20 protein-coding genes are annotated in these 20,999 nt (G+C 65.5%); 8 read left to right on the forward strand and 12 right to left on the reverse strand.

The genetic code is table 11. The annotated features are described in order from the left end of the window. The first annotated feature begins 64 nt into the window (after positions 1-64). The 5 genes from QXZ94_RS08755 (at position 65) to QXZ94_RS08775 (ending at position 5,880) form a co-directional block, all read left to right on the forward strand. Positions 65-655, forward strand: coding sequence for an ANTAR domain-containing response regulator (locus tag QXZ94_RS08755; RefSeq protein WP_008965342.1), 591 nt, complete (start codon positions 65-67; stop codon positions 653-655). Beyond that, positions 652-1,806, forward strand: coding sequence for a CmpA/NrtA family ABC transporter substrate-binding protein (locus QXZ94_RS08760; RefSeq protein WP_315720074.1), 1,155 nt, complete (start codon positions 652-654; stop codon positions 1,804-1,806). Before QXZ94_RS08755 ends, QXZ94_RS08760 begins: the two co-directional genes overlap by 4 nt. A 348-nt stretch (positions 1,807-2,154) precedes the next feature. Next, positions 2,155-3,945: a NirA family protein gene (locus tag QXZ94_RS08765; RefSeq protein WP_315720075.1), complete on the forward strand. Its 1,791-nt coding sequence runs from the start codon at positions 2,155-2,157 to the stop codon at positions 3,943-3,945. Beyond that, entirely contained in the window at positions 3,942-5,558 is a 1,617-nt protein-coding gene (locus QXZ94_RS08770) for a sulfite reductase subunit alpha (protein WP_315720076.1), read from the forward strand. Before QXZ94_RS08765 ends, QXZ94_RS08770 begins: the two co-directional genes overlap by 4 nt. Positions 5,559-5,730: 172 nt before the next feature. Then, positions 5,731-5,880, forward strand: a complete 150-nt coding sequence (locus QXZ94_RS08775) for a hypothetical protein (RefSeq protein ID WP_315720077.1) — start codon at positions 5,731-5,733, stop codon at positions 5,878-5,880. 14 nt (positions 5,881-5,894) lie between these two features. Here QXZ94_RS08775 and QXZ94_RS08780 read toward each other — a convergent pair whose 3' ends face one another. From QXZ94_RS08780 to pxpB, 3 genes are read right to left on the reverse strand one after another with little or no spacing between them, the layout of a single operon-like run. Continuing rightward, positions 5,895-6,668 carry a 5-oxoprolinase subunit PxpA gene (locus QXZ94_RS08780; RefSeq protein WP_315720078.1) on the reverse strand — a complete coding sequence of 258 codons (774 nt, stop codon included), beginning with the start codon at positions 6,666-6,668 and terminating at the stop codon, positions 5,895-5,897. 32 nt (positions 6,669-6,700) lie between these two features. After that, complete coding sequence (locus tag QXZ94_RS08785; protein WP_315720079.1) at positions 6,701-7,735, reverse strand: biotin-dependent carboxyltransferase family protein; 1,035 nt, start codon at positions 7,733-7,735, stop codon at positions 6,701-6,703. After that, positions 7,732-8,463 carry a 5-oxoprolinase subunit PxpB gene (gene pxpB / locus QXZ94_RS08790; RefSeq protein ID WP_315720080.1) on the reverse strand — a complete coding sequence of 244 codons (732 nt, stop codon included), beginning with the start codon at positions 8,461-8,463 and terminating at the stop codon, positions 7,732-7,734. The genes QXZ94_RS08785 and pxpB overlap by 4 nt, the downstream gene beginning before the upstream one ends. Before the next feature lie 245 nt (positions 8,464-8,708). Here pxpB and QXZ94_RS08795 point away from each other — a divergent pair, with 245 nt between their 5' ends. After that, a complete protein-coding gene (locus QXZ94_RS08795; protein WP_006613956.1) occupies positions 8,709-9,407 on the forward strand; it encodes a ribonuclease activity regulator RraA in 699 nt (232 codons plus the stop codon). A 36-nt stretch (positions 9,408-9,443) separates the two neighbouring features. Further along, positions 9,444-9,848 carry a cupin domain-containing protein gene (locus tag QXZ94_RS08800; RefSeq protein ID WP_172131836.1) on the forward strand — a complete coding sequence of 135 codons (405 nt, stop codon included), beginning with the start codon at positions 9,444-9,446 and terminating at the stop codon, positions 9,846-9,848. A gap of 68 nt (positions 9,849-9,916) precedes the next feature. On the opposite strand, the gene QXZ94_RS08805 is transcribed toward QXZ94_RS08800, so the two are convergent. Next, positions 9,917-10,819 (reverse strand): DUF2147 domain-containing protein, encoded by a 903-nt coding sequence (locus tag QXZ94_RS08805; RefSeq protein ID WP_315720081.1) that lies wholly within the window; start codon positions 10,817-10,819, stop codon positions 9,917-9,919. Between the two features lie 91 nt (positions 10,820-10,910). Continuing rightward, positions 10,911-11,387, reverse strand: a complete 477-nt coding sequence (locus QXZ94_RS08810; RefSeq protein WP_172131834.1) for an Lrp/AsnC family transcriptional regulator — start codon at positions 11,385-11,387, stop codon at positions 10,911-10,913. A 146-nt stretch (positions 11,388-11,533) separates the two neighbouring features. On the opposite strand from QXZ94_RS08810, the gene QXZ94_RS08815 reads away from it, so the two are divergent. After that, positions 11,534-12,553, forward strand: coding sequence for a 1-aminocyclopropane-1-carboxylate deaminase (locus QXZ94_RS08815; RefSeq protein WP_172108925.1), 1,020 nt, complete (start codon positions 11,534-11,536; stop codon positions 12,551-12,553). 922 nt (positions 12,554-13,475) lie between these two features. Here the strand turns inward: QXZ94_RS08815 and QXZ94_RS08820 are convergent. From QXZ94_RS08820 to QXZ94_RS08850, 7 genes are all read right to left on the reverse strand, one after another. Beyond that, positions 13,476-14,267, reverse strand: a complete 792-nt coding sequence (locus tag QXZ94_RS08820; protein ID WP_315720082.1) for a transporter substrate-binding domain-containing protein — start codon at positions 14,265-14,267, stop codon at positions 13,476-13,478. Positions 14,268-14,519: 252 nt separating this feature from the next. Then, positions 14,520-14,915 carry a hypothetical protein gene (locus tag QXZ94_RS08825; protein ID WP_315720083.1) on the reverse strand — a complete coding sequence of 132 codons (396 nt, stop codon included), beginning with the start codon at positions 14,913-14,915 and terminating at the stop codon, positions 14,520-14,522. A gap of 194 nt (positions 14,916-15,109) precedes the next feature. Further along, a complete protein-coding gene (locus tag QXZ94_RS08830) occupies positions 15,110-16,108 on the reverse strand; it encodes a hydroxyacid dehydrogenase (protein ID WP_315720084.1) in 999 nt (332 codons plus the stop codon). Positions 16,109-16,143: 35 nt separating this feature from the next. Continuing rightward, positions 16,144-17,244: a sn-glycerol-3-phosphate ABC transporter ATP-binding protein UgpC gene (locus QXZ94_RS08835; protein WP_315720085.1), complete on the reverse strand. Its 1,101-nt coding sequence runs from the start codon at positions 17,242-17,244 to the stop codon at positions 16,144-16,146. Positions 17,245-17,262: 18 nt separating this feature from the next. Further along, on the reverse strand, positions 17,263-18,174 hold the full coding sequence (locus QXZ94_RS08840) for a carbohydrate ABC transporter permease (protein ID WP_315720086.1): 912 nt from the start codon (positions 18,172-18,174) through the stop codon (positions 17,263-17,265). Continuing rightward, on the reverse strand, positions 18,174-19,112 hold the full coding sequence (locus tag QXZ94_RS08845; RefSeq protein WP_315720087.1) for a sugar ABC transporter permease: 939 nt from the start codon (positions 19,110-19,112) through the stop codon (positions 18,174-18,176). The genes QXZ94_RS08840 and QXZ94_RS08845 overlap by 1 nt, the downstream gene beginning before the upstream one ends. Before the next feature lie 132 nt (positions 19,113-19,244). Continuing rightward, a complete protein-coding gene (locus QXZ94_RS08850) occupies positions 19,245-20,585 on the reverse strand; it encodes an ABC transporter substrate-binding protein (RefSeq protein ID WP_315720088.1) in 1,341 nt (446 codons plus the stop codon). Between the last annotated feature and the right edge of the window lie 414 nt (positions 20,586-20,999).

Raw genomic sequence — 20,999 nt, forward strand, 5'->3', positions numbered from 1 at the left:
AAGACAAGGCTTTAAGGCGGTCGCGTCCATGCTATGGATGACCGCCCGGACACCCTGGTGATCGATGAGCGCCGAGCAATCGCCCAAAATCGTGATCGTCGACGAAAGCCCGATCCGCGCGGCCATCCTGGAGGAAGGCCTGCGGGAGGCGGGTTTTACCGGCGTGGTGCATGTCAGCGAGATGCAGGGCCTGCTGGCGCGAATCTATGCCCTGGACCCCGACGTCATCGTCATTGACCTGGAGAACCCGAGTCGCGACGTGCTCGAGCAGATGTTCCAGGTCAGCCGCGCCGTCCGCCGGCCGATTGCCATGTTCGTCGACCAGAGCGATGCCGCCTCGATCCAGGCCTCGGTCGAAGCCGGCGTGTCGGCCTATATCGTCGACGGTCTGAAGAAAGAGCGGATCAAGCCGATCCTCGACCTCTGCATCTCCCGCTTCAATGCGTTCTCCAAGCTGCAGGACGAGCTCGAGCGCACCAAATCGGCGCTGGAGGATCGCAAGGTGATCGACCGCGCCAAGGGAATTCTGATGAAGATGAAGGGCTTCACCGAAGAAGAAGCCTACGTGCTGTTGCGATCCACGGCGATGCGCGAAAAGAAGAAGATCGGCGAGATCGCGCAGTCGATCCTGACCGCCTCGGAGATGCTGAAATGAGCGGGCCGCTTCGCATTGGCTTCATTCCGCTGGTCGATGCTGCGGCGCTGATCGTCGCGGTCGACAAGGGCTTCACCGCCGCGGAGGGGCTCGACGTCACGCTGGTCCGCGAGGTCTCCTGGTCGAATGTGCGCGACAAGCTCAACATCGGGCTGTTCGATGCCGCGCATCTGCTGGCGCCGGTCGCGATCGCCTCCAGTCTCGGCATCGGCCACGTGAAGGTCCCGATCGTCGCGCCGTTCAATCTCGGCGTGAACGGCAACGCCATCACGGTCACGCCGGCCCTGCATGCCGAGCTCATGGCGAATCTGGAGGGCGACCGGTTCGACCCGATGGCGACGGCGCTGGCCTTGTCGCGCGTCGTCGCCGCCCGACGCAAGGCTGGCGCCGAGCCGCTGACCTTCGGCATGACGTTTCCGTTCTCCACCCACAATTACCAGCTCCGATTCTGGATGGCCGCGGGCGGCGTCGATCCCGATGAGGACGTTCGTCTCGTGGTGCTGCCGCCGCCTTACATGGTCGAGAGCATCGCCAGCGGGCATGTCGACGCCTTCTGCGTCGGCGCTCCCTGGAACTCGATCGCGGTCGACCTGGGCATCGGCCACATCCTGCACTTCGTGTCGGACGTCCTGGTGCGGGCGGCCGAGAAAGTGCTCGCGGTCCGGCAGAGCTGGGCCGACAAGCATCCGGATGCGCTGGCGGCACTGGTCAGGGCCTGCGGCCGGGGCGCCGATTTCATCGAGCAGAACCATGCCGAGGCGTCGCTGATCCTGGCGCAGCCCGAGCGGATCGGCGTCGATGCCGAAGTGCTCCAGCGTACGCTTGATGGGCGGCTCAAGATCTCGCCCGACGGCACGTTCCGCGAAAGCCCGCGCTATTTATTGGTGGGGCGGGAAGGGGCGGCGCGTCCCGAGCCGATCCAGGCGGCCTGGCTTTATGCGCAGATGGTGCGCTGGGGTCAGACGGCGCTCAGCGACGAGGCGCTGCGCACCGCAATCGGCGTGTTCAGGCCGGATATCTACGACGCCGCGCTCGGTGTGCCCGGGCAGGTCCAGGACGCCGCCATCGGCGCGTTCGCTGGCCCGCCATTCGCAGCCGACGACGTCATGGGTCACCTCAAGGCCTTCAAGATCGGCCGCTGGACCGCCTGATCCACCTCTCCCGATCATGATCTGGGCATCTCGGCCACCCGACCATTTTTTGGGCGGAGTGCCCGCATTTCAGGGCTTGAGCCGGCGAACGCGCTTTCGCCGATTCGCACATCCCATTGTTTTATCCTGCATTTCCTCTCCCTCGAAGCTGGCACGCAACTTGAATATTGCAGTGCAGTCGGCCGCCGCAGATGCCGCTGACTGCAATCCGTGCCGGATTTCCGCAGCAACGAAGCTGGTCGGACCGCTCATCTGAAACCAAGCCAATGCCGGCCGTTTCGGACGACGCGATCCTCATCCCATCCCCGAACGCCAATCGCCGTGGCCGCTGGAGCTTCGTCCGCCATCATGAAAATCGAACCTTTGTCAGTCGACTTCAACGACGAGCAGAAGCGCTACCTGGAAGGGTTGGCTGCCGGCCTCAAGGTCAATCTGGGCGGCCGTGTCCAGGCCGCAGCCGTCACGGCCTCCGAGCCGACCGGGCCGGACGCCATCCATATCAAGGCGCAGGACAAAGTCATCGCGGCAGGCCGCAAACTCGCCGACCAGGAGAAGGTCAAGCGCGAGCTGCATCCGTTCGACGCCTACGAGCGGCTGAAGCAGCAGGCCCGCAGCAACGCGGCGCCCTCGGCAGCCGACAATTTCCGCTGGCGCTATTTCGGCCTGTTCCACGTTGCACCGGCGCAGGACTCCTACATGTGCCGGCTGCGCATTCCCAACGGCATCATGAAGCATTGGCAGCTGAGCGGCCTGGCCGATCTCGCCGATCAACTCTGCGGTCCCTACAGCCACGTCACCACGCGCGCCAATCTGCAGCTGCGCGAGATCCCGCCCAAGCATGCCGTGCTGCTGCTGGAGGGACTTTCGGATCTCGGCCTGACCGCGCGCGGCTCCGGCGCCGACAACATCCGCAACGTGACGGGCACGCCGACCGCCGGCATCGATCCGCAGGAGCTCTTGGATACGCGGCCCTATGCGCGCGAATGGCACTTCCACATCCTCAACGACCGCTCGCTGTATGGCCTGCCGCGCAAGTTCAACGTCGCCTTCGACGGCGCCGGCCGGATCGCGGCGCTGGAGGACACCAATGACATCGCTTTCTCGGCGGTCGAGGTGAAGGACGGCTTCGGCGTGACGCCGGGCGTGTGGTTCAGACTCGGCCTCGGCGGCATCACCGGCCACAAGGATTTCGCAAAGCCGACGGGAATCATCGTCGAGCCGGAGCGCGCCACCGAAGTGGCGGACGCCATCGTGCGGCTGTTCATCGAGACCGGCGATCGCACCAATCGGCTGAAGTCGCGGCTCAAATACGTGCTCGACAGCATGGGCCATGACAAGTTCATGGAAGCGGTCGAGGCAAGGCTCGGCCGCAAGCTCGCGCGCGTGCCGGACGAGGCGCTTGCGCCGCGGCCGGAGTCCGATCGCATGGCGCATGTCGGGGTGCACCCGCAGAAGCAGCCGGGGCTGAACTGGATCGGCGTGGTGCTGCCGCTGGGCAAGCTGACGACCGATCAGATGCGGGCGCTCGCCAAGATCGCGGCCGATCTCGGCGACGGCGAGATCCGGCTGACCGTGTGGCAGAACTTGTTGTTGTCGGGTGTGAGCGACGACAAGGTCGCATTGGCCTGCGCGGCGATCGAGCAGATCGGGCTCTCGACGAAGGCTTCGCACATCCGCGCGGGCTTGATCGCGTGCACCGGCAATGCCGGGTGCAAGTTCGCGGCAGCGAACACCAAGAAGCATGCGGCGGAGATCGGCGATTGGTGCGAGAGCAGGGTCGACATCGACACGCCCCTCAACATCCATCTCACCGGCTGCCATCACTCCTGCGCCCAGCACTACATCAGCGACATCGGCATGATCGCGGCGAAGGTGCCCGTCGGCGAGGGCGACGACACTGTCGAGGGCTATCATCTGTTCGCCGGCGGCGGCTTCGGCCCGCAGGCCGATATCGGCCGCGAGGTCTATCGCGACCTCAAGGCGGCGGACGCGCCGCGCTTCGTCGAGAAACTGCTCAAGGCCTATCTCGCCCACCGCGCTTCGCCCGAAGAGACCTTCCTGTCCTTCGCCCGCCGCCACGATGGCGACGCGCTGCGCCAGCTCGCCGAAGCCCACACGACGTCCGAGGTGTCAGCATGAACCAGATCACCCCCATGTCGAAGATCGAGCCGAAGATCGAGATCATTCCCGCGACGGCGCCGTTCTCCGAGGCCCAGCGTTCCTGGCTCAACGGCTTCCTCGCCGGTGCACTCGGTCTTGATGGATCGACGGCATTGCCGCCTGCGCAGAACGGCGCGGTGCTGGCGCCCGCAGGCGATGCCGATGACGGCGAGGCGCCATGGCACGACCAGACCCTGCCGATCGCCGAGCGGATGAAGCTCGCCGAGGGGCGTCCGTTGCGCCGGCGCCTGATGGCGGCCATGGCACAGCAGGACTGCGGCCAGTGCGGCTACAATTGCAGCGACTATTCGGATGCGATCGCCGATCGCAGCGAGGCGCGGCTGAACCTGTGCGTGCCCGGCGGCAAGGAAACCGCGCGGATGGTGAAGGCGCTGTATGAGGAGATCGACAAGGCGCCTGCGGCCAAGCCCGCTGCCGTTGCCACGACCCCCACAGCCGTCTCCCTGGTCGTCAGCGCGCCCGGCCGATCGCGCGACAATCCGGTCGAGGCGACGTTCCTGTCGCGGCGTCTGCTCAACAAGTCGGGCTCCGAGAAGGAGACCTGGCACATCGAGTTCGATCTCGCCGAGGCGGGGCTCGATTATGTGGTCGGCGATTCCTTCGGCATCTTCGCCAAGAACGATCTTGGCCTCGTCGATCAGATCATCGCGCTGCTGGGCGCCTCGCACATGACCGAGGTCAACGGCAAGTCGCTGCGGCAATGCCTGCTCGAGGACGTCTCGCTGTCGCCCGCGCCGGATTCGCTGTTCGAGCTGATCTCCTTCATCACGGGCGGCGCGACGCGCGAGAAGGCGCGACGGCTGGCGCAGGGCGAGGATCCCGATGGCGATGCCGCGACGCTCGACGTCATGGCGGTGCTGCAGAAGTTCTCCGGCGTGCGGCCGCATCCTGAGGCCTTCGTCGAGGCGCTGGAGCCGCTGCAGCCGCGGCTGTACTCGATCTCCTCGTCGCACAACGCGACGCCCGGAAAACTGTCGCTGACCGTCGACTGCGTCCGCTACGTCATCGGCAAGCGCAAGCGTCTCGGCCTCGCATCGACGTTCCTGGCCGAGCGGATCAATCCCGGCGATAAGCTCCGCGTCTACGTCCAGAAGGCGCATGGCTTCGCGCTGCCGGCCGATCCGAAGACGCCGATCATCATGGTCGGCCCGGGCACCGGCATCGCGCCGTTCCGCGCCTTCCTGCACGACCGCAGGGCGACCGGGGCGCCGGGCAAGAACTGGCTGTTCTTCGGCCATCAGCGCAGCGACTGCGACTTCTTCTACGCCGACGAGCTCAACGCGATGAAGACCGCCGGCCTGCTGACGCGGTTGTCCCTGGCGTGGTCGCGCGACGGCGACAAGAAGTTCTACGTCCAGGACCGCATGCGCGAGGTCGGCCGCGAGGTGTGGACCTGGCTCGCCGATGGCGCGCATCTCTACATCTGTGGCGACGCCAAGCGCATGGCCAAGGACGTGGAGCGTGCCCTGGTGGACATCGTCGCCCAGTTCGGCGCGCGATCGACCGACGAGGCCGTCAGCTTCGTCGCCGACCTCAAGAAGAAGGGCCGGTTCCAGCTCGACGTTTATTGACGCGTTCACCGTGCATGGAACCCCGCGGATAAAATTCTCGGCCGGGACAGCGGCCGAGAATTTTTTGGTTCCAAGCGGACCCGAAACGCGGGGCTTGTCGTTATTTGCGCGGTTGCCTTGCATCGGCCCGTGAGAGCGCTTTTCTCATGGCCGGAACTTCAGGAGACCAGCCATGCGGACGCTTTCGACGCCCCTGCGACAGATGCCCCAGGCTCGCGCCATTCGCGAGCGCGGCGCCACGGCGGCACTGGTCGCCCTCTACGGCGCACTCGCGCTGATCGGGGCCATCACGCTGGGCATGCCCTTCACCCATCCGTTCTGATCAGGTTCCTTCGATCACGGCGCCGTCTTGAACGGCGCCACCCTGATGCCGGCCGCGTCGAGCGCCCTGCGCACCTCGCGGGCGATCTCGACGGCGCCGGCGGTGTCGCCGTGGATGCAGACGGTGTCGGTGCGCATCTTCATCACCTTGCCCGTCACTGAGACGACCGCTCCGTCCTGGACCATGCGCACGACGCGATCGGCAATCAGCTTGGGATCGTGCAGCACCGCGCCCGGCTTGCTGCGCGACACCAGGAGGCCGTTGTCGTCATAGGCGCGGTCGGCGAACACCTCGTGCGCCATCGACAGATTGGCTTTTTCTCCAGCGGTCACCAGCTTCGAGTTCGCGAGCACCACGAAGATCAGGCTGGGATCGACGGCCTTGATCGCGTTGGCGATCGCGTTGGCCGTCATGTCGTCCTCGCAGGCGACGTTGGACAGCGCGCCATGCGCCTTGACATGCGTGACCTTGTGGCCGGCCACGGTGGCGATCGCCTGCAACGCACCGATCTGATAGGCGACGAGGTTCTCGACCTCCGATGATGTCAGCCCCGGCACCGGGCGTCGGCCAAAGCCGTGGAGGTCGCGATAACCGGGATGCGCGCCGACGCTGACGCCTTTCGCTTTCGCCATCTCCACCGTCCGGCGCATGATGTCGGCATCGCCGGCGTGAAAGCCGCAGGCGACGTTGACGGAGGTCGCCAGATCGATCATCGCGGCGTCGTTGCCCATCTCCCAAGGGCCAAAGCTTTCTCCGAGGTCGCAGTTCAGATCGACGGTGCTGGTCATGTGATGGTCCGCTCGTTGATGAGATACGATCGTTAGTCGGGCGCCGCTCCGAGCCAGGTCGTGACGTCGGTCGCACTGACGGCATGCCCGGCCACATTGGCCGTGAACAGCGCATCGATGTTGAAATCACTGCTCACAAGCTCGGTGACGCGGCCGGGCAGGCTGCGCATCAGGTCCTTGTAGCGGCGCAGCTCGGCCTGTGCCTCGGCCATGCCGACCGCCTGGAAGCGGAACGGCGTGCCGGCCGGCGTCTGCGCCAGGCGACCGAAATCGGCCGTGATGACGGTCGCAATCTTCGGATAGCCGCCGCTGGTGCCGCGATCCGACATCAGCACGATCGGCGAACCGTTGCCGGGCACCTGGATGCTGCCCTCGACGGTGCCGTCCGAGACGATGTTGTGGCCGTGCAGATGGCTGATGACGGGGCCCTCGAGCCGATAACCCATGCGGTCGCTGGTCGCCGAGACCATCCAGTTGCTGCGGAGGAACAGCGCCTTCATCTCGTCGCTGAACTCGTCGTCCTGTGGACCCATCACCACCCTGATCGGGCCGCTCAGCTTCGGCACATCGATCTGCATCTCCGGCGTCTGGCCGGCTGGCGCGACGTCGAACACGTCGCCGGCCTGCAGCGGCCGCGGGTAGGGGCTGCCGAGGCCGGCACGGGCATTGACCGAGAGGCTGTTGAACATCGGCTCGCCCGGTAGGCCGCCTTCGATCGCGAGATAGCTGAACGAGCCGCCGCGCGCAAAACCGAGCGCGAGCTTCTCGCCCTCGTTCAGCGTCACCGACGTGTTCATGTCGACCTGGCGCTTGGCGACCTCAACCGGCCGCGGCGCGCCGCACAACGCGACGCGCACCGCGCCGCCCTTCGCCGTGAACGTCGCGCCGAACGGCCCGATCTCGATCGCAGCCGCCATCAGCGCATTGCCGACCAGGCTGTTCGCCGCGGCCAGCGACAGCTTGTCCATCGCGCCCGACGGCGTCAGCCCATAGCGTTGCGCACCGAAGCGTCCGCCATCCTGGACGGAACTTGCCGGGCCGATCTGCGAGACGATGAGCGTGCTCATGCGGCGATCCGCTCGGCGATCAGCTCGCCGTGTTCCGCCGCACGCTCCTGCTCGGCAAACGTCTTCTCATCCACGGCGTAGAAGCTGACCTCGTCGCCGGGCTCGAGCAGAAAAGTCGGCTCGCGATGCAGCTGGAAGGTTCGCATCGCGGTGCGGCCGAGCAGGTGCCAGCCGCAGGGACCGGCGAGGCACTGGATGCCGGTCTGGATGCCGCCGATCGCGACGATGCCCGCCGGGGTCGCCAGACGCGGGTTTTGCCGGCGCGACATCTGTAGCGACGGATCGAGGCCGGAGAGATAGGACCAGCCCGGCGTGAAGCCGATCATCGCGACGCGATAGGTGCCGGCGACGTGGCGCGCGACGACATCGTCCGGCGTGATGCCGAGCGCCTTGGCGACGTCCTCGAGGTCGATGCCATTCTCGCCGCCATAGCAGACCGGAACCCGCCAGCGCCTGACCTCGGTGTCCGGTGCGAGCGACCCGGCCGACAGCGCAAGCAGCCTTGCGCTGAGCGCCTCGTAGTCGATGACGCCGGGATCGTAATGCACCAGCAGCGAGCGATAGGTCGGCACGGTCTCGGTGATGCCGTCGATCGCAGCCGCCGCCAGTGCGTGATCGAGCGCGAGGACGCGCCGGTTCGCGGTCTCGTCGATGGTCCGGCTGAACTCGACGGTCAGAGCGCTGTCGCCGCTGGGCAGCAGGCGAGGAGGGAGAAAAGGGTCGGCCATTGGTCCGAAGTGATCCGCGTTGCTGGTCCCTGATCTAGCCGTTTTCAGTTGCGAGTGGAATTGGGTGAAAGGCAAAAAGTCTCGAAAATTCAATAAATTAATCGGATGTTCTGCGATAAGAGAACTTTATCGGGCCGCGCAACCCCGCATGCAGCGGGCGCACGCCGCGAGGCCTTGACGCGGCGACCGCCGCTCGCAAGATGCGCCTGCCGTTTTAGCCAGCCTGTTGGAGCGCCAGTCTCAAGATGTCCCTCACTCCCGAAGCCATCGCCACCCTCTCTCAAGTCACCACTGCGACCATCACGACGGTCCTGCTGAAGAAGGGGTTGCGCAATGTCTGGCTGCGCGGCGCCAAGCCGCTGCGCCCGGGACAGAAGCGGCTGGTCGGTCCCGCCTTCACCTTGCGCTTCGTGCCGGCGCGCGAGGATCTGGCGACGCCGGAATCCTGGTCGTCGCCGATCTCCACCCGCACCGCGATCGAGGCCATGCCCGAGGGCTGCATCGCGGTGGTCGATGCGATGGGCGTCAAGGACGCCGGCATCTTCGGCGACATCCTCTGCGCCCGCATGGTCAAGCGCGGCGTGACCGCGCTGATCACCGACGGCGTGGTGCGTGACCTCGAAGGCGTGATGGGCACCGGGCTTCCGGTGTGGTGCGACGGCTATGCCGCGCCGCCGTCGGTCGCGGGCCTGACCTTCGTCGGCTGGGGCGAGGCGATCGGCTGCGGCGGCGTCGCCGTGTTCCCGAACGACGTCATCGTGGCCGACCAGGACGGCGCCGTGCTGATCCCGCAAGCGATGCTCGATCACGTGCTGGCCGAAGGTCCCGAGCAGGAGCGCATGGAGGCCTGGATCGTCGACGAGGTGAACAAGGGAGCCGTGCTGCCGGGCCTCTATCCGATGAATGCCGAGACCAAGGCGCGCTACGCGGCGTCGAAGAAGTAAGCTCACACGCGAGCGACAGCTCCAGAAAGGCACATCATGGACTTCCATCCCGCCGGCTCGCGCGCCACGCGCAAGGCCCCCGCCGAGTACTTCACCGGCAACGTGCTGCAGGACCCGCTGATCATGGCGCCGGCGCCTGCGCGCCTCAACGCCTCGCGCGTCTCGTTCGCGCCGGGCGCGCGCACGGCTTGGCACACCCATCCGCTCGGACAGACGCTCTATGTGGTCTCCGGCATCGGCCGCATCCAGGCCAAGGGTGGTCCGGTGCGCGAGATCCGGCCGGGCGACGTCATCTTCATCCCGCCGGGCGAGAAGCACTGGCACGGCGCTTCGCCTGACAACGAGATGACCCACATCGCCATGCAGGAGGCGCTCGACGGCGTCTACTCGAACTGGATGGAGCACGTCACCGACGAGGAATACGCGACGCCGGTCGGCTGATCCTCGACTGATGAAACGTGCAGCGCGCGGTCGAGAGGCCGCGCGCTTTTGTCTTGAAGCCGCAACGCTCAGTTCACCCGCGTCCAGGTCTGGCCGCCGCAGAACATGCCGCCGAAGGCGCAGCCCTGCACGCGCAAACTGTCCGATCCCTTCAGTGCGATGGTCGAGTCGTAGGTGCTGCCGCTGTTCGGATCGAAGATGCGGCCGCTCCACTTCTTCTCCTGCGTCTTGTCGCTCGGACGCATGTTGATCAGGATCTGCTCGCCGTTCTGGTTGGTCTTGGCGTCGACCGCGTAGCCGCACAGATTGGTCCCGCACGGCTCGATGCGGATCTTGCCTTCCTTCTCCTCGGTCAGCCAGATCCCGACGGGAGAGTTCGGATCGCGCGCAGCGGGCGGTGGTGCCGTCGGCGGCGCTGCTGCGGTCGTCACGGCGGGCGGGGCCTGGGCCGGTCGCGGTGAGGCCGCGACGGGTGCTGGAGCCGCGGCAGGAGCGGCCGCGGCCGATGCAGCGGCGGGAGGCGCAGCGGGGGCTGCCGTCTTGGCAGCTGGTTCGGCTGGTGCGACGGGGGCCGCTGCAGGTGGCGGCGTCGGCGGCGCAGCCGCCTGGACGGGAGCAGGCGCAACCGGAGCAGGAGCAGGCGGCGGGCTCGTGGGGGCGACGGCCGTCGGGGCCGGGGCCATCGGCGCCGGAGCCACCACTGCCGGAGCCTGCGCTGGCGGAGCCGGCGTGACGGCCGCCTCGGCTGGCGCCTGCTTGTCCGAACCGGGCTGCGGCTTGGCCGCGCTGTCCTGATCGCGCTTGGTGCGCTTGGTCTTCTTCTGCTCGGTATTGTCGTAGACGCCCGGGATCTGCACGGTGCCGCGGTCGGGATCGATGCGGATCGTCTTGCCGCCGTACTCGATGACGTATTGCGCATGGGCGGCACTGCTGGCCAGAACCACGGCAGCAACGGCCAACAGCCTCTTCATCAGGATCTCCGCAATGTCGGTTGCTGATGTGAGCGAGCTCACGCGCAGTTAAGTCGCTGATGCAGCGAGGTCGGTTCAATGGACGGCCTGCTCAGAAATCGAGCGGCGCATTGTCGACAACCTCCTTCATCACGAAGAAGGTGCGCGTTTGTCGCACGCCGGGCAGCGAGATCAACTGGTCGCCATGCATGCGGTTGAAGTCCTGCATGTCTCTGACGCGGATCTTGAGGAAGAAGTCGAAATCGCCCGCGACCAGATGGCAATCGAGCACGAATTTCAGCTTGCGGATCGCGGCCTCGAAGGTGCGGAAGCTCTCAGGCGTGGAGCGATCGAGTACGACGCCGACCAGCACCAGCGCGCTGCGCTCGACCTTCTCGGGCGCGATCTGCGCGCGCACGCTCTTGATGTAGCCCGCCTCGAACAGCCGCTGGGTGCGGCGATGGCAGGTCGCAGGGCTGACATGGACGGCTGCGGCCAGCTCGGCATTGCTCATGCGGCCGTCCTTCTGCAGCAGCTGCAGAATGCGACGGTCGACGCGGTCGAGATCGGCTTCGGAAGTTTCTTTCATCGATTGCTGATCCAGTGATGGAATATACCGCCATATCGGCTCGTCCTCGACGTAAGCACGAAAGAACGGACCAATAAAGAGAGCACCTTTCGTCGGCTTTCTCGTATGTTTCGCTTGATCCATTTCACCACCCACGGAGAGATCCCGTGCTTCGGCTCGACAAGTTCAAGAAGTATCCGCTGACCTTCGGTGCCACGCCCATCGAGCATCTGCCGCGCCTGACCGCAGCGCTCGGCGGCAAGGTGCAGATCTATGCCAAGCGCGACGATTGCAATTCCGGCCTCGCTATGGGCGGCAACAAGCTGCGCAAGCTCGAATACATCGTGCCCGACGCGATCGAATCCAATGCCGACACGCTGGTCTCGATCGGCGGCGTGCAGTCCAACCACACCCGCATGGTGGCGGCGACCGCGGCCAAGATCGGCATGAAGTGCGTCGTGGTGCAGGAGAGCTGGGTGCCGCACGAGGACGCCGTCTATGACCGCGTCGGCAACATCCTGATGACCCGCCTGATGGGCGCCGACAGCCGCATCGTCGAGGACGGCTTCGACATCGGCATCCGCAAGAGCTGGGAGAACGCGATCCAGTCGGTGAAGGATGCCGGCGGCAAGCCCTACGGCATTCCGGCCGGCGCCTCCGTGCACAAGTTCGGCGGTCTCGGCTATGTCGGCTTCGCCGAGGAGGTGAGGGCGCAGGAAGCCGAGATGGGCATCAAGTTCGACTACATCATCGTCTGCGTCGTCACCGGCTCGACCCAGGCCGGCATGATCGTCGGCTTCGCCGCCGACGGCCGCGCCGACCGCGTCATCGGCATCGACGCCTCCGGCACGCCGGAGCAGACCCGCAGCCAGGTGCGGCAGATCGTCGACAACACCGCGGAACTGGTCGAGCTCGGCCGCAAGGTGCGCGACGACGAGATCGTCATCCTCAACGACTACGCCTATCCGGCCTATGGCGTGCCGAGCGCCGAAACCAACGAGGCCATCCGCTTGGCCGCCCGCACCGAGGCGATGATCACCGACCCGGTCTACGAGGGCAAGTCGATGCAGGGCATGATCGACCTCGTCAAGAAGGGCTACTTCCCGGAGGGCTCGAAGGTGCTCTACGCCCATCTCGGCGGCGCTCCCGCGATCAACGGCTACAGCTACACCTATCGCAACGGCTGAGGGCGGCCCAGGCTGCCGCTGCCTCGTCGCGATGAGCCGAGGTGCAGCAACACACGCGACTGTCGTCCCGGCCTCCGAGCCGGGACCCATAACCACCGGCTGTGGTGTTGTCGTCCACTGCCTCTCCGCGCCTGCTACAAACTTCGGCCTGTGAGTCTGGGTCCCGGCTCGGAGGCCGGGACGACACCATTTGTGTGGCACGAGCGATCCAAACATGACGGCGAGTGTGTTGAGAGAGCGTCCAAAACGAGACACCGCGTTCTCGCGACGCATGACGTCCGAGTGATCCATCAGTCGGCTCCCTCTGTAGAAGAAGAGGGCGCAGGGAATGCCGGGTGAGGGCCTCACCCATGGCCCGCCTGCGTAAAAAATGCAGGCGGCAGGTACCACAGGTGCTGCCGATCAACCGGCATTCCCTGCGCGACGGTCTTAACGCTTATACGCAGTCTCCCTGGTGCGCCGGGCTTGTTGGCCACCATGCCGCGACAATGCTTGCGCATTGCGCGGGTGATACCAGCGTCGGGGTATCAGGACCCTGCGACTTCACGTCCGCAAGCTGCCGTCCGTCCGCGTGCAAGCACGCTTTCGGCATCTCGCGGCCATCGCCTCCCCACCTCGCGTGTCGTGACGATCGCGCGCAACGCCCCTCTCGATGAGGCGGGATGCGCGCAGTGAACCATGGATTTCGGAAAAACGCAAGAGAAAATTTCTTGCATCTCACCTGACAACGATCTCCTTGTTGGAATTGCTGACGTAACTGCCCAGATGTGTCGACCGCGACGAAGGCGCGGGTCGTCCAGCTTCGGGGCGGGACGGCAAATGGCTCCCGTGAAGGGTTGCAACGGCTTTTGATCAGCTGCTGACCGCGAGCGGCGGCCGATGATGACGTCCGAAAACGGCACCTTCGCCCGCGGCCCTCGCCTCAGTCGAACCAGGCCTTGTAGATCGCCTGATAGCTGCCATTCTCGGTCGAGATGTGCAGCCACTGGTCGACGAACGCCTTGAGCGCCACGTCGCGCTGCAGCCAATAGGCTTTCTCGGAGAAGTCGAACGGCTTGTCGGGATGGACGGCGCAGAGCACGCCGGGGTGCAGCTTCTGCTGGTAGCGCGTCTCGGAGGCGTCGGTCATCATCAGGTCGGCGTCGCCCTTGGCGATCTCCTCGAAGATCGTGGTGTTGTCGTTGTGGACGCGGATGTCGGCGGCCTTGATGTGGGCGCGAGCGAAACGCTCGTTGGTGCCGCCGGGATTGACGACCACGCGCGTGCCCGGCTTGTCGATGTCGGACAGCGTCTGATACTTGGAGGTGTCGGTGCAGCGGGCAATCGGGGTCTTGCCCTCGCGCATGATCGGCGTCGAGAAGTAGCCCTTCTTCTGGCGGTCGAGCGTGATCGACACACCGCCCATGGCGACGTCGAACTTGTCGGCCTCGAAATCCTTCATCAGCTGCGGCCAGCTGGTCGGCACGAACTCGACCTTGACGCCAAGCGCCTTGCCGAGCGACTCGGCCATGTCGACGTCGAAGCCGGAGAACTTGGCCGTGGCCTTGTCGAGATAGGTGAAGGGCTTGTAGTCGCCGGTCATGCCGACCCGCAGGCTGCCGCGCTGCACGATCTCGTCGAGGCGCGAGGCCTGGTCCGCGGCCGCGGGAGCGGCGAGGCTGCAGACGAGAACGAGCCCGGTCAGGACGGAGAGCGGACGATCGAAGAACCCCATGATGCGACACCTCGGCTTGGATTGGACGAGGCTATTCTTATACGAGGCGATATCGCCGGACGAGGGGAGAGAGCGTCGACCGCCGCCGGCCCACATGGCGCGATCGCCATGGTCCAAAGCTGCGCGTGTGGAGCGATGGAGACGCCTGGGTTTCCACCGCACCGAGGCAGCTTCGGCCGCGGGGGCTGAAACCAGCCGTGACGACAAAGGGGCCGGCGATCACCGGGCCGGTCTATATCTGGGGAGCCGCGGCTAGCTCCCGCCGGAGCCCGTCGGCGCGGTCGGGCCTTTGCCGGTCATCTCGTTCTTCAGCGCCTCGAAACGCTCGATCGCCTCACGCGCGCGGGTATCGACGGTCTTGACGGCGGCCTCGGCGCTCATCGGACCACTGCTCACAGCGATCGAGGTGGGCCCTACCGTCTCATCGACGTAGTAGCCGTCTTCGCCGCGCCGCGCCGTCCAGCGGAAACGGATCGCCGAGATCGGGCCCGGTCCAATCTTGGTATAGCCATCGGCCTGATCGAAGGACACGACCGTCGCGGCCGCCTTCTTCGAAGGCGAGCCCGCTCTGTCTGCCGGCCTCGCGGCTTCAGGCTGATCCAGAATGCTCGCTATCGTTGCGAGCGCGTGCTCGGTCGCAACACTCATGGCCGCCCCTGTTCCTACCGGCGCGCGCAAACATCCGCACCGATAGTCACAGTTGTAGCGGGATTTGGCCGGGTTGCAAGATTGCGTTGAAAATTGGGCAACAAAGCGGTGGAGAAAGATCCTGACATTCACGTGATGCAGCCCGGCACCTGCCTCATTGCCGATGAGGCAGGGCCATGGCCTGAACCGGACGACTACAGCACGTCCTGGTTGATCACGTTCTGCCGAATCGGCGTGCCGTCCAGCACGCTGAGAATGTTGCGCGCGGTCTGCTCGCTCATCCGGTCCACGGCCTCGCGGGTCACGCCGGCGACGTGCGGCGCCATGATCACATTGGGCAGCGCATGCAGCGCATGGCCGACCGGTGGCGGTTCCTGCTCGAACACGTCGAGGCCGGCGCCGGCCAGCCGGCCTGATACCAGTGCATCATAGAGCGCAGCCTCGTCGATCAGGCCACCGCGGGCGGTGTTGATCAGATACGCGGTCGGCTTCATCAGCCGCAGACGCGCGGCGTTGAACAGGCCGATGGTCTCGGGCGTCTTCGGGCAGTGGATGCTGACGAAGTCGGCGCGCGGCAGCGCGGCATCGAGGTCGGCGACCGGCTCGCAGCCGGCGGCGGTGATCTCGGCGGCGGGCTTGTAGGGGTCATGGACCAGCACCTGCATTTCCATCGCGAGGCAGCGCTTGGCGGTGCGGGTGCCGATGCGGCCGAAGCCGATGATCAGCACGGTCTTGCCGTAGAGATCGAACGGCAGCACGCCGAGGCGCGAGCCCCAGGTGCCGTCCCTGACCATCGCATGCATCTCGTTGGCGCGCTTGGCGAGCGTCAGCATCATGAACAGCGCCTGCTCGGCAACCGACGGCGAGTTCGCGGTGCCCGCGACCATCAGCGGCACCTTGTGCTTGCTCAGCGCAGGCACATCGACGGCGTCGAAGCCGACGCCGATCCGGGTCACCACCTTCATGTCGCCGGCGGCGACGAGCTCCGGCTCGCCGAAACGGGTGGCGCCGAGAGCCACGCCATGCACGGGCGCGTGGGAGGTGAGCAGCGCAGAAAAGTCGGCCGCCGAGATCATGTTGGGGAACTCGATCATCTCGACGTCGTCGCGCGCCGCGAGCAGCGCGCGTCCCTTGGCCGAGAACGATTCCGTGACGAGGATCTTGTTCTTGTTGGTTGCCGTCCTGGTGCTCATGTCCTGCCCTTGAACCACGTTTCTTGGTGGCCTCGTCAGATGACGAGGCCCGTGGTCTCGTTTAGCAGGTGCATGTTGTTGAGGTCCATTGCCATGCGCAGGGGGCTGCCATCCCGCGCGCCCGCATTGGGACTGACCCGACCGCAGACCGGCGTCTCGTTGAGGGTGAAGTAGACCAGGGTCTCCATCCCCATCGGTTCGGTGACCTCGAGCAGCGCTTCGAACGGCTCGATTCCGGGCTCGGCATGCGGCTTGGTTTCGGTGATGTGCTCCGGCCTGATGCCCAGCTGCAGCGGTTCATTCCGCGACACGGATTGATAGCGCGCCGCCCGCGCCGGCGGCAACGGAAACGAGATCCGGTCCGTGAGACGCAGATGGAGTCGGCCCTCGGCCTCCTCGAGACGGCACGGCACGAAGTTCATCGCGGGTGAGCCGATGAAGCCGGCGACGAAGCGCGTCGCAGGATTATGATACAGCTCGTTCGGCGTGCCGATCTGCTCGATGCGGCCCTTGTTCATGACCACGACGCGGTCGGCCAGGGTCATGGCCTCGACCTGATCGTGGGTGACGTACACCGTCGTGGTGCGGACCTTCTGATGCACCTTCTTGATCTCGATGCGCATCTGCACGCGCAGCTTGGCGTCGAGGTTGGACAGCGGCTCGTCGAACAGGAACACCTTGGGATTGCGCACGATGGCGCGGCCCATCGCCACGCGCTGGCGCTGGCCGCCGGACAGCTGCTTCGGCTTGCGGTCGACGAGGTCGGCGATGTCCAGCATGCGCGCGGCCTCGGCCACCCGGCTCCTGATCTCGGCCTTCGGATAGTGCTTCAGGCGCAGCCCGAACGACATGTTCTCCGCCACCGTCATGTGCGGATACAGGGCGTAGTTCTGGAACACCATCGCGATGTCGCGGTCCTTCGGCGGCACGTCGTTGACGACGTCGCCGCCGATCGAGATGTCGCCGTCGGAGATGTCCTCGAGCCCCGCGATCATCCGCAAGGTCGTCGACTTGCCGCAGCCGGAGGGGCCGACCAGCACGACGAACTCGTGGTCGGCGATGTCGAGGTCGATCCCCCGGACGGCCTCGACGTCGTCGTAACGCTTCACGACCTTGCGTAAGCTCACTTCAGCCATGTCAGATCAACCCCCGTCTCAGCCTTTGGTCGCGCCGGCGGTCAATCCGGCGATGTAATAGTCCATCAGGAATGCGTAGATGATCAGCGGTGGTGCCGCGCCGAGCAGCGCGCCGGTCATGATCTGTCCCCAGTTGAAGACGTCGCCCTTGATCAGGGTGGTGACGATGCCGACCGGCAGCACCAACTGGTCGGCCGAGGTCGTGAACACCAGCGGATACAGGAACTGCGCCCAGGAGACGGTGAAGGCGAAGATCGTCGCGGCGATCAGGCCGGGCAGGGCGACGGGAATGAAGATGCGCGTGAGCGTCTGCAGCCAGGACGCGCCGTCGATGATGGCGGCCTCGTCGAGCTCCTTTGGGATCGAGGCGAAATAGCCGATCATGATCCAGGTGCAGAACGGCACCGTCAGCGTCGGATAGATGAACAGCAGCACATACCAGCGGTTGATCAGCTGGATTCCCGTGACGTCGCCGATCAGGGCGAACATCTTGAACAGCGGGATGAACAGCAGGCTGTCCGGAATGAGGTAGGTGAGAAACACGCCGGTGGCGAGCGTCGCCGAGCCCCAGAACTTCATCCGCGACAGCGCGAAGGCGGCGGGAATGCTGATCAGCATGGTGATGATCACGACCACGATCGAGACCATGGCGGAGTTGAAGAAGAAGCGCTGGAACTGGTTCGAGGTCAGCAACCCGATGTAGTTCTCCAGCGTCGGGTGGAACACCCACCACGGATTGGTCGCCGCCGAGATTTCCGCGCTGCCCTTCAGCGAGGTGATCAGCATGTAGAGCGGCGGCACCAGCGAGAAGATCGCGAACAGGGTCAGGAAGAAGTACGACCAGCGCAGCGCCCAGGCGCGGTCGCGGCTCATCGAGCCGTATTTGACGTTGCGGGACGGGCCGGCCTTGTCGACGGTGAGCGTGCTCATCAGGATTCGTTCCCCCGCTTGTTGACGTCGCGCAGGATGAAGATCGCGGCGACCGCCAGGATCGGCACCATGAACAGCGAGACGCTGGCGCCGAGCGGGATGTCGCTGCCCTCGATGCCGACGCGGAACGCCCAGGTCGCGAAGATGTGCGTCTTGTCGAGCGGGCCGCCGGCGGTGAGGATGCGGACGATGTCGAAATTGGCGAAGGTGACGATCAGCGAGAACAGCGTCGTGATCGCGATGATGTTGCGCATCATCGGCAAGGTCACGTACCAGATCCGCTGCCACCAATTGGCGCCGTCGATGGCGGCCGCCTCGTAGAGCTGGTCGGGCACCGATTTCAGCGACGCCAGATACATGATCATGAAGAACGGCGCGCCGTACCAGATGTTGACCAGGATCACGGAGAAACGCGCCCAGCCCGCATCGCCGGTCCACGGGATCGGCCCGATGCCGAAGAATGCGAGCGTGTAGTTGAAGGCGCTGTAGGACGGATCGAACAGCCACAGCCAGGCGAGCGTGCTCATCGCCGGCGGGATGACCCAGGGCACGAGCAGCATGCCGCGCCATTTGCGCTGGCCCTTGGCCGGGATGTTGTGGACGAAATGCGCGACGATGAAGCCGATCAGCGCCTTGAACACGACGGCCGTGATCGCGAAGATGCAGGACTGCTTGACGACCAGCCAGAACGTGTCGCGCTTGAACAGGAACTCGAAATTGCCGAAGCCGACGAAGCGCTGCATCGACTTGTTCAGCGTCGCCAGATGCACCGAATAGATGGCGGGATAGACCACCAGCAGCGCGATCAGCAGGATCAGCGGCAGGGTCAGAAGAAAAGCGACGGTCGACTTGCGCTTCAGCGCATGACGCAGGCCCTTGCGGCCGGCGGCCCTGCGCGGGCGGACGACGGAATCTTCGCCGATGGCGGCATCAACCATGAGAAAGGGCTCCTCGTGATGGTCCCGGCTGCGGCCGGGTTTCACTGGGCGGGCACGGAGACGGCGCCAAGGAGACGGCGCAGAGAGGACGGCCCGCGGGATGCGGACCGTCCATGTTCGAACGAAGCCGGCTCAACTGCGCATGAAGCCTTCGCACTCGCCCTCGGCCCAGGCCAGGGTTGCGTCCATCTTCTCGCCCTGGGCGTAGCGCAGGCACATCTTGGTCATGGTCGCCTGCGCGTAGATCTGCTGCGCGATCTTCGGCGGAGCAGGGGATGCCGCGATCGACAGCGTCTGGTGATTATAGGGATTGGGATAGTGATAGAGCGTGCCCTTGGGCGGTCCCTGCTCCTGCCAGACCTTGAGCGTGGTCAGCTTTTCGTAGGCGGGCAGGTCGTAGCCGCCGCTCGCCACCACCATCTTCTCGATCGAGGCCGGCTTCGACAGATGCACGATCAGGCTCTTGGCCGCCTCCTTGTTCTTGGAGAACGACCAGATGCTCCAGAAATAGGGCAGGAACGGTGCGAAGCGGCCCTTCGGCCCGGCCGGGAAGCCGTGGGTCCAGCACTGCTCGGCGATCTGCGGCGCGTCGCGCTTGGCCACCGCCCAGGCGCTCGGCGGATTCATGATCATCGCGCCCTTGCCGGACACCAGCCATTTGTTGTTCGAGGCGTCGTCCCACGAGGCGACATCCGGCGGCAGCGCCGCGATCAGCCGCTTGTAGAACTCCAGCGCCTGGCGCACCGCGTCGGTCTTCACAGTGACGTCGCCCTTGGCATTCACGAGCTCGGCGCCGAACGCCTGGAAGAAGGCGCCGGCGGAGTCGACGCTGTCGGTGGTCTCACCGAGTCCGATACCGAAGGGAACGCCGGCCTTCTGGCAGGCTTCCGCCGCCTTCAGGAACGTCTCCGTCGTCCAGCTGTCGGCCTTCGGCGGGCCGCCGGCGGGATACAGTTCCTGCACGTCGATGCCGGCATGCTTCTTCATCAGGTCGATGCGCGTGCAGGGGCCCTTGATCTGGCTGCCCACGCAGGCAGGCACCGCGAGCCATTTGCCTCCCGATTGTCCGAGATATTTGACGGTGCCGTTGACCTCGCCGTTCTCCTTGATGATCGGCTCCATGATGTCGTTGACCGGCTCCAGCAGCTCGGCATTCGCATGCGGCCACCAGGTCGGCATCGCCATCAGGTCGTGTCCGGATTTGGCGGCCCCTTCGGCGGCGATCGTCAGCTCGATCTTCTTGCCCTGGCTGGTGATGTAGTCGATCTGGACTTCGACCTTCTCCTTGGCGGCCCATTCGTTGACGAGATCGGTCGAAGCCTGATTGGCGCCGGGAACCCAATGGTCCCAGAACCCCATCGAGAGCTTGCCGGCGGCATAGGCACCGCGCACATAGGGCGCGGCGATCATGACCGCCGAAGTGGCAGCGGTCGCAGCAACAAATTGTCGGCGGTTCAGCTTCCTCCGTGACATGGCGTTCCCTCCCTGGTGGGCCAAGCATTCTGTTGATGCGAATCCAGCTTGTTAGTTATTGCGTCGCGTCATGCGACGCATGGATTTCGCTTGAGTGCAATCAGAGCAGAATTGCGCGCGGCTGTCGAGAAAGCAGGTGCGACGAAACTTAGAACTAATGGCGTGCGCAATTCGTCGCAGGGGCCTCGACTGATCGCGTTGCAATGAACAGCGCTGCAACGCGAAGCGGAGACGGAAGCAGGCGAGGTCACCGCGACTCGTCGCGGCCCGCATGCCGACAGATGGACTTGCGCGTTGCGGCAAAGGTAGAATTCTGGCGACTCGGGGGCCGCCGCTTCATCTCGTCGATGTGGTCTCCCTGGTGTTGGCAGGGGAGTGCGAGCCGATGACGTTCAGCCGATGGACGGGGGTGAG

It is taken from the genome of Bradyrhizobium sp. SZCCHNS2022 (genome assembly GCF_032377575.1).
Taxonomy (GTDB): domain Bacteria; phylum Pseudomonadota; class Alphaproteobacteria; order Rhizobiales; family Xanthobacteraceae; genus Bradyrhizobium; species Bradyrhizobium aeschynomenes.